Genomic DNA, 12,355 nt, shown 5'->3' with positions numbered 1-12,355 from the left:
GCCTCAGATTGGATACGCGATGATCATGTCCTCAGAAGAACGCCATCAGGTGATGGACGGGCAGGAGAGTCTTACAGACACGTCTGGGCGGCTTTCGCTCATCATTCCGGTGTACCGGAACGAAGACAACATCGCGTCCCTTGTGGCGGCTCTGAACGAAATTGACGCCGATCTCGGCAATCGTCTTGAGGTGGTGTTTGTCATTGATGGCTCACCCGACCGGTCTGGCGAACGATTGCTGGAGGCTAGGCCGGACTTCCGCTTCGCATCGCAGGTGGTCTTTCACAGTCGGAACTTCGGCGCCTTTACGGCGATCCGAACCGGTCTTGAGAGAGCGACCGGAGACCACTTTGCCGTTATGGCAGCTGACCTGCAGGAGCCCCCGGAGCTGATAATACGCTTCTTTGAAGAACTGGAAGCAGATCGCGCGGACGTGGTGTTCGGCAAGCGGACCGGCCGGAACGACTCGCTCCTGCGCGACGCGCTCTCGAATGCTTTCTGGTGGCTCTACCGCAAGCTCGTCATTCGAGACGTGCCGAAAGGTGGTGTGGATATCTTTGCATGCAATCGCCAAGCCCGCGATGTCCTCCTGTCGATTCACGAACCCAACAGTTCTCTCATCGCACAATTATTTTGGATAGGGTTTAGAAGAGAATTCATCCCCTATGGGAGAAGAAAACGTGAGGTTGGAGAGAGTGCCTGGAGGTTCTCGCGACGTGTCCGCTATATGATGGACAGCATTTTTTCATTCTCTGATCTTCCCATTCTTCTGGTGCTTTGGATCGGCGTATTCGGATGCCTGGGAAGCATAGTATTTGGAGCTGTCGTTGCTTTCGCAAGGGTTCTCGGATTTATCGCTGAGCCTGGATATACCACGCTGGTGTTGCTCATCACGTTCTTCGGCTCTCTGACGCTGGCGGTACAGGGGATCATCGGCTCATATCTTTGGCGGACCTTCGAAAATACCAAGCAGAGACCGCTCAGCATCGTTAGTCGCGTTGTAAATTGCGAAGCAAAATCAAATCAGCTAGGGACCGGGAAGGCTTGAGGCTGGAACGGTTTACCTGGAAATAGGGACCTGCCCTCAAAGGTTCGCTAGAGACCGGCGCAGCGATGCACTCAAGGGACAGCAAAGAGGCAAACATCATCATGACGGAACAACAATCGAACGGTTTGCCTTTCGTTCACGCGAATGGACTTTGCGAAAGTAAGCGTGTCGGCCCCGGAACCAGAGTCTGGGCTTTCGCTCACATTCTCCCGGGAGCGCGCATCGGTGCAAACTGCAACGTCTGCGATCACGTCTTCATTGAGAACGATGTGATTGTAGGAGACGACGTAACGATCAAATGCGGGGTGCAACTCTGGGACGGACTGCGAGTTGGAAACCGAGTCTTCATCGGCCCCAATGCGACGTTCACGAACGACATGAGGCCGCGCTCGAAGGTCTACCCCGACGCTTTCCTGCAGACTGTCCTCGAAGATGATGTATCGATTGGAGCGAACGCGACGATCCTGCCGGGGATCCGTATCGGGCGTGGCGCCATGGTCGGCGCCGGCGCGGTCGTGACGCGGGATGTGCCGCCCTACGCGACGGTGGTCGGCAACCCGGCCGTCATCATCGGGTACCAGGACACGCAGAGCAGCCAGACTGCCTCCGCCGAGCGCCCGCGGCTTGGCGGAGCGGATGCGCTCGGGGCAAAAATCGGCTCCCGTATCGAACTTGGTGTCTCGAACTGCTTCCTTGAGCGACTGCCCCACTTCTCCGACATGCGCGGGAGTCTCACGCCTCTTGAGAATGGAAAGGGGCTGCCCTTCGTGCCTGTTCGTAACTTCCTCGTGTACGATGTGGCCAGCAGTCGGGTGCGCGGGGAGCATGCGCATCGCAAATGCGAGCAGTTTCTCGTTGCAGCACGAGGCGGCGTTTCGGTTGTCGTGGATGATGGAAGAAGCCGCGCCGAGGTCCGGCTGACCGATCCGTCAGTCGGGCTCTATCTCGCACCGATGGTCTGGGGAATTCAATACAAGTTCGATCGAGACAGTTTGCTCCTGGTCATGGCTTCGCGGCCCTACGAAGCAGATGACTACATACGCGATTATGACGAATTTCGTGAACTGGTAAATCGATGATGCCGAATCGATTGCCCTTCCGGGAAACTAGTCTTGCAATGTTCTTGGGCGATATTGGGCGCTTCCTCGGAGCGGGCCTTGTTAACACGGCTCTGACACTCGTCATCTATCAGGTGCTGTTGTTCTGGCTGCCAGCGACAGTTGCCTATGCCGGCGCCTGGCTCGTTGGCCTCGCTTTCGTAGCCCTCGTGTACCCTTCCCGTGTCTTCAAAGGTGGACGAACAGGGAACGAAGCCCGTATTGCTACGTCAGTTATATACCTCTTGGGGTTCGCCATAGGTCTTACAACGGTCAAGTTCTTGGATACGACGTTCGGTGCTGAGCGCCTTGCCATCTTCGGAGCGCTCTTGGTCACCACCATCTTCAATTTTGCTCTAATGCGAGCCGTTTTGAGAGGCCGCGACAGAGCGACCCCGTAAAATCGAGGCTAGTTCTGCGGCGTGCTCTGAGGTTGGAGGCCGGATGTAATCTCGGACGGGAGCGAGGTTCCGCTCTAAGTTTCGAGAGGGCGTCTTGCGATATCCGATCAAGGTCGATACGAGATGGATTCTCTTCCCGGCGAAAACTCATGCGTTATCGACCCAGACGGCTTGGATTGCTTCCGAAGTTCGACGACCCGATAACCGAAGATAAATGGCTACACGACTGGCCAATTTCCTGGATACGTAGTTATGAATAAGCTTAGTCCTACCTTATCGACCAATGTCTCTGACATCGCGACAAGCGGAGATGGAAGAGAGGGGGGGATTTCATTTCGGTCTGTTCTGGAGCGGCACCTACCAATTGCTTCCCGGCTTATGCTCATCTTTATCGCTCTGTACTTATCCGAGCTTGGGATATTTCCACTCTCGATCGACGAAGAGTTCGCCGCCTTCCGAGACGATCCGGCCGTCTGGGTGGCACAAGGGCGCTGGGCAGTTTACCTGATTGAACTATTTCTTCTGCCACAACCTACAATACCATATCTTCCCGTCGTGCTCTTCGGAGTTTGTACTGTCGTTTCGTATCTATTGATTTTGCGCTCGCTTAGATTCGAAACCAATTTGTGGGCTTATATTCTTTTTCCTCTGTTTGCCGCATTTCCGATATGGTTCTTTATTATTGAATTCTATACGAATCTTCCAGGCATCGGTCTTGGATTGCTCTCCACAGGCTTGACCCTATACTACTATGATAGATTGATCTCATCGTCGGATTGCAAGTTAAGTTCGATTTTTGGCCAACTGAACAGCCTGATCATCGCAATCGTCGCGACCGCCTTTGCGCTCGCATGTTACCAGTCCTTCTTGTTCTTCATCATCTCGGCCGGGCTTGGTGCAATCCTGGTAAAGCTGCCAGGTCACAACCGGATCTGGAGGCTGGTTTGGCAAGGTTCTGCCATCATGGCGATTGTGATCGTGGGAGGCGGCGTCCTTTACTATCTAATCTGGATGGCTTTGCTCTACGGACTTGGAGTTCCGATATCTTACATTCAGGGGTTTGCTGACCTAGGATCGTTCCTTGAGAATCCAGTCCGCATTCTAAATACGAGCCTAGCAGAACTCTGGAAGATTTATTCAGGAAGCCCTGCCGTTTACGGTCACCGAAATCTTGTAGGAGTTCTCATCTTAGCAGGATTGCTTGCAATCCTGGTTCAGCTCTCAAGCCGAGGACTGGCTGCAGTCGGTGCCGGGATTATTCTTATTGTTGCAATATTGACTGCTCCCTTCGCGCTGCATCCGCTCTCCCGAGGCTTCGCGGCGTACCGTTCCATGGTGGCGGTGCCGTACATTGTCTTCCTTTGCGGAACGCTTGTACTCACCTCGCGAATTCATCTCATGAGAGTGATCGGAATTGCTGCGGTTATTCTAGTCATTTTCGGAAGCCTATACAGCTTGTCGCTGTTTCAGGCTGCCAATCATTTGGTACGGGATCACGATCGTCTCGTTGCACAGCAGGTTTACACTCGCATTGCTGCTGCGCATGACAAGTTTGATGTCAATAAACCTTACCTTGTAGACTTCTACGGAGGGAAGAAGTTTCAAACGCCCTATCCGCGAGTTCTGTCCTCGACAATTGGGCAATCTTTTTTCGAATGGGATCAGGGCAACCCTTACAGAATTATCTCTTTCATGAACCTGATTGGTTTTAGCAATCTCAAACCTTTAGCAGCCGACCAGCGAGCTAATTACTTGGCTGAGTTCAACACGATGGCCATTTGGCCAAACGAAGGGTCGGTGAAGGTGATTGGAGATGTCACCCTCGTCAGGCTCAGTCAGGAACCCGGGCTTGTCCACCAGAATCTGGTTGTACCCTTCCGCTTCGAGGGGGACGATGTTCTCTATAGGTTGCGCGACCAGCAATCGAGTGCCCCGCCCGTTCTACAGCCGGGCATGAAGGTGTCGTCGAATGGCTCCATCAGGATCCCGTCTCAACCAGATCCCCAGGTGGTTGTTCCGCTTAAAGACGCCGGCGCTCGAACCTGTCGAGTGCTTCAGGTCGCAGTCACGCAACAAGTCAAGGTTGGCGCTGCCGTGCAGGTTTTCTACCGGCCTACCGGAGCAGCCGATTTCTCTGAAAAGAATTCCTTCAGCATCTATCAACCTCCTGGGGCGAAAGAGACGACCTTCCTGCTGGAATCCGACACTGGGTTTGAGCCCGTCTTGAGAGTCGATCCCGTACAGAACAGGCAAGCCGTTAGGTTGAACGATATTGCGGTCGGATGCGCCAGGAGGTTGTGATGCTCACCACAATCGTCAGTCTGTGCGGTTCGGATAGCGGCGATTTCGAGATGAATGTGATGATCCGTAGAGCCAAGGACTTGATTACTTCTTCCGCATGGGGTCCAGAGATACTTCAGTTGTCGAAGCCAGAGAAGTGAACTCGAAACACCCATGTCGACCCTGACATTCGCCGAAACTAAACGCAGGTCTCTCTCACTTTGGCCGGTGATGGTCGCTCTGGCCCTGTTCGGAGTTGGTTTTACTGCGCTGTACCTGAGAGCTCGACAGACTCCTGCCTTCGCGGACTCGGGAGGCTACGTTAGTATCGCAGTCAATTTTCTCGCGAACGGCTTCAATTCACCATATGGAGATGTCCGCACCTACGGCTATCCGGCGTTCCTTCAGTTGGTCGGATGGCTGTCGAAGGGGGGCTATCACGACATCGTTGCAATTGCGCCCATTGTCCAAGCCGCTGTGTACCTCGCGAGCGCTATCTGGCTCTGCGTGGAAATCGGGAGGAGAAATCAAGGCTTGGCGAATGCAGTCTTCATCGGACTGCTTCTCAATGTCGTTAGCATCAATTTCCTTGCGTATACGCTGACCGAAGGTCTGACCGTTGTTACGGTCATCCTGCTAACAGTGGTCGCGCTACGTGCTGAGGAGGCTGAAAGCCAGATTTCAAAATTCGCTTGGCTGGCAATCGGAACTGCGCTTGCGAGCTTTGCGGTGATGGTGCGCCCTGCAAACATTCCGGTCTTCGGCGTGTGGACAGTAACTGGTTTGCTCCAGTGCAGCGTCGAGTACGGCGGGAAAAAGAGGCTATTGGCGCTAGCGACATTCGCAATCCAAGCCGTTGTGATATCTCTGCTGATTTTCTCGCCGCAAATCATATACAATTACAATACTTACGGCAAATTGACGTTTTTTCCTGCTTATGAGCTTGGCGCGAAGCAAACAAAGTGGGGCATCGAAATCCTGAAATACGAGACCTTCGTCGCCTTCGACAATGGAAGGTGGTGGGCGGTAGGAGTTCGCTACCTGAACCCATTTTATGATTTCGGCCCGATTCCGGCCGAACCGGTGAAGTGGTACTTCCAAAACCCTCTGGCGGCAGCGTGTACGGTTTTGTTCCGCGCATTCATGTCATTGAACATAGAGGACATCTTCATATACCTGTTCAATAAGAATCCAGGTTATTCCCTACTGTTCGCCACCTTTACTTGGTTTCTGGTCCTTATGGGCGGACGCTTCGCGGTTCTCTCGCTGCGCCGTTACATTTGTTCAAGCTCCACATGGTATGAGCAGCGCGGTGCAAGCGCAATCATATTCCTGGCTGGCGTTGTAATCTCCAGCTTCGCTCTTAACTTGCTGACTGCCTTCGAGAACAGGTTTAATGCAGTCACACTCGCTGTCATCGTTGCGTGCGCCGCTGCGGCTATCGTGGAAGATTTGGGACGATTGCGCCCGCAGTTCCTCATCTCTGCGCTGGCAATCTCAGCGATCTTCGCTGTTGCAGCGGACCAGTACCGCGCAGGATATCTCTACATCGTGCCTGAGCACAGGTGGCTTGTTCCCTGTACCAGCAACTTCTGCGAACTCGATCAGGACGTCTATATCGGCACTGGAATTCGCATGATGGGGCCGAGATGAATCGGGTCTGAGGAAGGATGTAAGAACCTCCATTATGCAATGTCATGGTGCTCTGGACATAGAATTTTACAATCGTGCGTCTGACCGGCGAGATCCGAAAGGCGTTGGCGCGTCCGAGAGCGTCGGCGATCACGCAAGCCTTGGTGCCATCTCCCCACGAGACCGGCCGGGTGCTTCACGAGTGTCTCGTTGATATTGAGAGCGCCTTTCCGCCCCGCCTGTGCTGCCTTCTGATGCGCATGCACGCTGGTGCCGTCGAGGAGAACGTCATTCCAAGCTGGATCCCACGTTCCTGCACCAGATTGAGCAGACGCTCCCAGACACCCAGGCGAGAGACCAGCGGATGAAGGTCTGGGCCGCCCGCCACGGGCGCCCAGTTCAGCCGGCACAGCCCGCCACTGTGCGCCGTTCTTATATCGCCAGAAGATGGCCTCAACCGTGCGACGCAGATCGTGCGGTGGAGTTTTGCCCATCGGACGGCACTGTTCAACCAAAGGCTCCAGCATCACTCATTGGGCGTCCGTCAGCATGGCTCCTCGTCCGATAGGACGAGCGAAACGCCCTCAGACGCAATGAGCTCAAGCGCCAACAGGCCTTAGATGTTTGATCCTTGAGGCGAGCAATTGGGAACAACGATCGCCTCGACCGGGAGTTGGCGAAACGCAGATCCTTCAATCCCAGCTAGAGTGCCGACCACACTTTCGTCGCGCCTGCGGGTGGCATTCCATTCTTGCGCCCCATGTCTGAAATGCTTTAAGTCGTCCCTGAGGGGCAACAATGCGGCACAATACGTCACTCTACCAGAGCGAACCAAGCCAAGATGCTGCGCAAGACCGTCTGTATCTGCCTGCGCTGGATGGATTGCGGTTCTTCGCCTTCCTTGCCGTTGTATTCAATCACATTGACCCGACACCGAGCTTGCCGTTCCTATATACCCTCTATAGCAGAGGCTGGGTCGGAGTTGAGTTGTTCTTCGTACTTTCGGCATACCTGATTTTCGCTTTGTTTCGGATCGAATATCTTAAGAATGGGCGGATAGCGGTCGTCGACTTTTTCATCCGCCGATTGCTGCGCCTGTATCCATTGATGATCGCAGCACCACTCCTCTTCATGCTGATGAAGTTTCCAGACTTCAAAGTAGACGCTGCGCTGACTGAGCTGAGAAACATCGCGCTCTTCACCAATAATCTCTTCTGGTTTGGACCCCTGCCGAGGGCGATCCCATTCGCATCCCACCTATGGACACTCTCGTTTGAGTTTCAGGTCTATCTTTTCCTGCCAAGTGCCTTTCTCGTCTATGCTGCGCTGGGCCACCGGAGGTTCTTTGGGGTGCTGGCTGCTGTTTCGATTGTGTGTCTGGCATTCCGATCCTGGTACGCGCTGTCCGGGGTGCACTATGCCTATATCTACTTCTCTCCAGTCCTTCGGCCCGACAGCATCCTGATCGGAATTGCGCTGGCCCTGTTGGCGTCCCATGTGCGCGGTCACGCCTTGCTGGCGGCCATTGCGCTGGTGGTGAGCGCCATGGCCTTCTTCGCATTGCCGAACCTGAATGTGCCTGGCCCGACAGCTGTTGCCCTTTACCCAGCCGCTGCTGTTATGTGCGGGTCGATCCTTTGGCTCTCTCTGAACCTTCAGTGGGCGAGGCGACTGCTGAGCAGTAAGGCGTTCGTATACCTCGGCAAGCGGTCGTATGGCTTATACGTGTTTCATGTGTCTGCAATCGCCCTGACGAAGACATACGTTCTGCCTTCGCTTTCAGGAGTCTTGGAGGGGCCGGCTCAGATGTTCTTTACGACATTGCTGGCGTCGCTCGGCTTCACTGTGGGGATGGCCGCCGCCAGTTACCGCTTCTTTGAGAAGCCATTCCTGCGGATGAAGGACAAACGAGCCATAATCCTGTCGCGCCCATTTTGATATCGGTTGGCCCTGAGGTCTTCAGTCCGCGGCAATGCGGGCAGTCGAGTGCGCGGGCAAACCATTCTCCTGACGGAACTGTCGCTCTAGTCGCACTCAGGGTGGGTATGTCTCGTCAAACGGCTACCATGAACACTCGCATCGCTTGGTGGCGCTGGGTTGCTTGGTATCGAGTCTCGATCACACGTGAACTCGATCCCACTTTTCTCAGGTCCGACGACCTCGGCGAGTCATAGCCGCGACGAGTGGTGGCCGTCCGAAGCCAGAGCATGATAAGTGATCTAATGGGGTAAACGTCGCTATCTGCCGCAGACGAAGGATAAAAGCCGGGCCGTCCATGTGGTGCCCGTATACCAGACTGAAGTCTGGCATCTGCTTCTCAAGGCCCAAGTTAATTCAAGCTCAGAAGGGTGACGAACCGACTATTTGACGAGGGGGGCAGCGCCACTTATCAGGCCTCATGCTCCAAGATCAGAAATCGAAGCCGAGCCTGTACCGCCCGTCCTTAGACGGGCTTCGCTTCTTCGCGTTCTTGCTCGTCTTCGTCCATCACCTCGTGCCGCCCGATTTTGCTCCTCTGAAGCTTGTCTCGAGGTTCGGTTGGGTCGGCGTCGACCTCTTCTTCACCTTATCGGCCTTCCTTCTGATGCTGGGCCTGATTGAACGACACAATGCGTACGGCTTCGTATCGTTTAAGGAGTTCTTCCTGGGGAGGCTTCTCAGAATATATCCCCTAATGGCATCCGCTACTTTGATCTTTGTATTCTTCCATGGGAGTTCATTGAACATCCGGATTGCAATAGAGCAGATGGTGGCGCAGCTCGCTTTCGTGAGCAATTTCTATTACTTCATAGACAAGGGTAGTTATTATAACATAGCTCATCTGTGGTCCTTGTCTTTTGAGTTCCAGTTTTATCTCGTGCTGCCAATGATTTTTCTGGTTTACAGCCGACGTGGGTCGACATCCTTCTTCATGCTCCTTGCTGCCATTCTCGGTCTCGGCCTTATCGCGAGGGGGATTGCAATCAGCGCCGGTGTCCGACATCCGGTTATCTACTACACCCCACTATTGCGTCCCGAGAGTATCCTGATCGGCCTCGCCTTGGCTGCCGCGTCTCTGAACGTACGCCCGATCCTCGTATCCGGGGTCGGGCTCATTGCTTGCACCTTGTTCCTGTCAGGGCCAAACGTGAATGCGCCCGGCTCCTGGAACGTGATTCTCTATCCTTTGACAGCGGTCATGAGTGGCGCGACCGTTTGGCTTTCCCTGCATGCAGCGCCACTTCGAGCCATCCTCAGCGTGCGTCCATTGGTGCGTCTCGGGAAGATTTCGTTCGGCCTGTACGTGTTTCACCTTCCCATAATTTATCTGCTGGTCGGGATCTCGGGAGAGACTCCATCTGGGCCGCGATACGTCGCGAATTTCGTGATCGCCCTCTTCGCCACAATTGCCTTGGCGGAAATTAGCTATCGTTATTTTGAGACGCCGTTCCTGAGAATGAAAGACAGAAAGTCCAAACTTATCACTCGGCCCCTATAGCCGGTGGTTCTCAGCTCGTGTTTTTCCAGTTGAGTTACAGACGCAGTCTGGCGGGCACAGGCAACCATGATTGCCTGCGCTCCGGATGCCTGAAAGAACTTGATTACATTTTGGCCTTTTTTCCACTCGCGTGGACGATTGGGTCTTTTCGTCCTCGCAAGAGCGAGCTGTCGTTCAGATCAGCTTCTCCACCCAAGAGTCGGCGGCAAGAGACCTTCCGGCGGTACTGGCGACGGACTTTGCCAACCGATGGGTTTGCTGACCGCTTTCAAGCGGAGCATCAATTGCGTCATCGGTCTTACCTGCTTGGCTTCCGGATCTTGCGTAGAGCGGAACCAGCACTTCTGAAGATCCACCGGGCTGCCTTGGATGCAACGGGACTGCGTTCGTCGACGCGTCTGGCGAGCTGCAGTAGTTTCCACGGTGTTGAAGCGTGGAGTGCCTGAATCTCGGATTTTTGACGTTTGAGCCTCTCGGCTTGTCGCTTGATCTCTTCTTGTCGTTTGCTGACGCGCTGCGCAAGACGAATGTTCTCGGAGGAAAGAGTACTGACACTGACGGTAAGCGTGTTTTTCTCCGCGATTAGGGCATCTCTCTCGCCAAGGAGCGCGTGCTTTTCACTGATCAGCTGATTCATCGCCACACTCAGTCGGGCGTTCTCGCCCGAGATCTCGTTGAAGTCAGCAATTGTGGGGCGGATGTTGAGGACCCAATTTGCGAGATCCGGAAGTGAGTCGTCGCTAGGATGTTCATCCGGCTCACCCTGAACCCACCTTTGAACGCGCCATTCAAGTTGCTGGTAACGTTTGATGTCGGATTCTGTCAGCGATACTCCATTGTAGGCAAGAACATCCAGGATCAGGTTGACCACGTTCGTGGGTGTCCCGGCGAGCGGAGCCGCGCAGCTGGTTATGCGGATGATGCTATCTCTCAACCCGCGGAAGAGGATGAAGCCGATTTCAATATCTTCTTTGATATGCCATTCCTGATCGAAGAAGTGTAGCTCACCCTTGTCCATTACTGCATTGAGCGGTGTCGCGTCGAACAACGCCCCGTCAATGGTCTCGTTAGGGTTGATGGTTAGGCCGCTGCTCCCAGCCTCTTTCGCAAGGAGGCTGACCCAAGGCTTTGCCCATTCTCCGAGAGTACCCACGCTCCAATCCGGATGATTGACGAGGCGCGACAGTGCGACCCACCAGTTCTCACCGCAGATATAGATCTCGTCCTCCGCATGATTCACGATAAGGGTATCAGGCGAGGCAGCATTGCTGAGGCGCGAGCGCTTAACGACGATGCGATCGTCGCCATCCGTCGTGAAAATCGCCCGCTTCATGAAGGCAGGCGTCCTATCTAAAGAGAAGTGCCATGCAAGCTTGCCAGGCGCGGTAATTGGCTTGAGGCCGCTCTCCGTCCGCGAAGCGATGACGAGAAACGACCCGGCATGGTCTTGTATGAGGCCATTTCGATACGAAACGGCAAGAGCCCGTTCGAGAGAGAAGAACGGCGTCATAGGGCGTTGAGGGTCAGCCAGAACAGATTGCAGGATCTGTGCCTCGGCATCAAATGCGCCCCCTGGAACACTTCCTTCCGGTGACAACACCGTCACTGGAAGTTTGTAGTCGGGGAGGGGAATGAAGACGTGTTGGTAAGAAAGCCCTGCATCCGACAGAAGTTGCTGAAGTTCCGCTTTCCCGAATGTCACGGCTGATCCAGCATCATAGCTGTCGTTCACCCCGAAATATGGAACACTGACGTGATCTTCCTTTGCGCCCGCAAAATATTTCATCCCGAGCTGATTCTCGATGGCGAGGATCAAGAAGCCGTCATCTTCAAGATGAGACAATGCATGGGACAGCATATCACGTTCAGTGAAGCCCTTGTAAGGTGCGAAAGCACGGGCGTACTCGAGGACGCCGATCAAAGTCACGACCTTGAACTTGGAACCCGTGGTGAAGTTTTCGATTCTGTCGCAGACAACAGTGACGTTCGTCAGATCCGCCGTCCTTTCGCGGGCGATCCTGGCACGGGCGAACGACCCCTCGACCGCCGTGACGGCGGCTCCGATCTCTCCCAGGTACCGGGTTATCGCACCACATCCAGCACCAAGCTCCAGAATGGATCCCTTGAGAGCATCTTCAAGTGGGCGCAGCAGGTTCGACCGGACTGGGGACAAATGATACTTCGATGCCCAGTCGTTGATGTGCGAGAACAACTCACGAGAGAACAAAGATCTATCAGATGCACCTGCTATGGCGTCGTAAATTCTGCGCTCGACCTCCTCTCCATCTGAATAGGTGAAGTCAGCAGCCGAGACATCGTCCGTCAGAGGCAGCCAGACACCTTGAGCCAATCGATAGCTTTTGTTCAGATCGTGATCCATGAGCGTGGCATTGCCAGATATGGCGTCCGACTCGGAGAG

At 54.4% G+C, this 12,355-nt stretch carries 9 protein-coding genes and 1 pseudogene; 8 read left to right on the top strand and 2 right to left on the bottom strand.

The features are described from left to right. The first annotated feature begins 19 nt into the window (after window positions 1-19). The 6 genes from HPT29_RS17840 (at window position 20) to HPT29_RS17815 (ending at window position 6,479) form a co-directional block, all read left to right on the top strand. On the top strand, window positions 20-1,048 hold the full coding sequence (locus HPT29_RS17840) for a glycosyltransferase family 2 protein (RefSeq protein ID WP_210272212.1): 1,029 nt from the start codon (window positions 20-22) through the stop codon (window positions 1,046-1,048). Between the two features lie 101 nt (window positions 1,049-1,149). Then, window positions 1,150-2,127, top strand: a complete 978-nt coding sequence (locus tag HPT29_RS28660) for a WxcM-like domain-containing protein (RefSeq protein WP_173948543.1) — start codon at window positions 1,150-1,152, stop codon at window positions 2,125-2,127. After that, a complete protein-coding gene (locus HPT29_RS28850; protein WP_432807257.1) occupies window positions 2,124-2,546 on the top strand; it encodes a GtrA family protein in 423 nt (140 codons plus the stop codon). The genes HPT29_RS28660 and HPT29_RS28850 overlap by 4 nt, the downstream gene beginning before the upstream one ends. Window positions 2,547-2,798: 252 nt before the next feature. Further along, window positions 2,799-4,847, top strand: coding sequence for a glucosyltransferase domain-containing protein (locus tag HPT29_RS17825; RefSeq protein ID WP_173948541.1), 2,049 nt, complete (start codon window positions 2,799-2,801; stop codon window positions 4,845-4,847). Continuing rightward, window positions 4,847-4,987, top strand: coding sequence for a hypothetical protein (locus tag HPT29_RS17820; protein WP_173948540.1), 141 nt, complete (start codon window positions 4,847-4,849; stop codon window positions 4,985-4,987). Before HPT29_RS17825 ends, HPT29_RS17820 begins: the two co-directional genes overlap by 1 nt. A gap of 13 nt (window positions 4,988-5,000) precedes the next feature. After that, complete coding sequence (locus tag HPT29_RS17815; protein ID WP_173948539.1) at window positions 5,001-6,479, top strand: hypothetical protein; 1,479 nt, start codon at window positions 5,001-5,003, stop codon at window positions 6,477-6,479. An 85-nt stretch (window positions 6,480-6,564) separates the two neighbouring features. Here the strand turns inward: HPT29_RS17815 and HPT29_RS17810 are convergent. Beyond that, a pseudogene (locus HPT29_RS17810) lies at window positions 6,565-6,985 on the bottom strand (transposase); the annotation flags it as partial. A 271-nt stretch (window positions 6,986-7,256) separates the two neighbouring features. Here HPT29_RS17810 and HPT29_RS17805 point away from each other — a divergent pair. Both HPT29_RS17805 and HPT29_RS17800 read left to right on the top strand, forming a co-directional pair. Further along, the gene (locus tag HPT29_RS17805; protein ID WP_173948537.1) at window positions 7,257-8,396 is read left to right on the top strand and encodes an acyltransferase family protein; all 1,140 of its coding nucleotides are present in this window, start codon (window positions 7,257-7,259) and stop codon (window positions 8,394-8,396) included. Between the two features lie 460 nt (window positions 8,397-8,856). Next, entirely contained in the window at window positions 8,857-9,936 is a 1,080-nt protein-coding gene (locus HPT29_RS17800; RefSeq protein ID WP_173948536.1) for an acyltransferase family protein, read from the top strand. Between the two features lie 298 nt (window positions 9,937-10,234). Here the strand turns inward: HPT29_RS17800 and HPT29_RS17795 are convergent, their stop codons facing one another. Next, window positions 10,235-12,316, bottom strand: coding sequence for a methyltransferase domain-containing protein (locus HPT29_RS17795; RefSeq protein WP_173948535.1), 2,082 nt, complete (start codon window positions 12,314-12,316; stop codon window positions 10,235-10,237). Window positions 12,317-12,355 lie beyond the last annotated feature (39 nt).

It is taken from the genome of Microvirga terrae, from assembly GCF_013307435.2.
Taxonomy (GTDB): Bacteria; Pseudomonadota; Alphaproteobacteria; order Rhizobiales; family Beijerinckiaceae; genus Microvirga; species Microvirga terrae.
The sequence above is the reverse complement of the archived record's forward strand: the minus strand, read 5'-3'. Positions and strand labels throughout refer to the sequence as shown.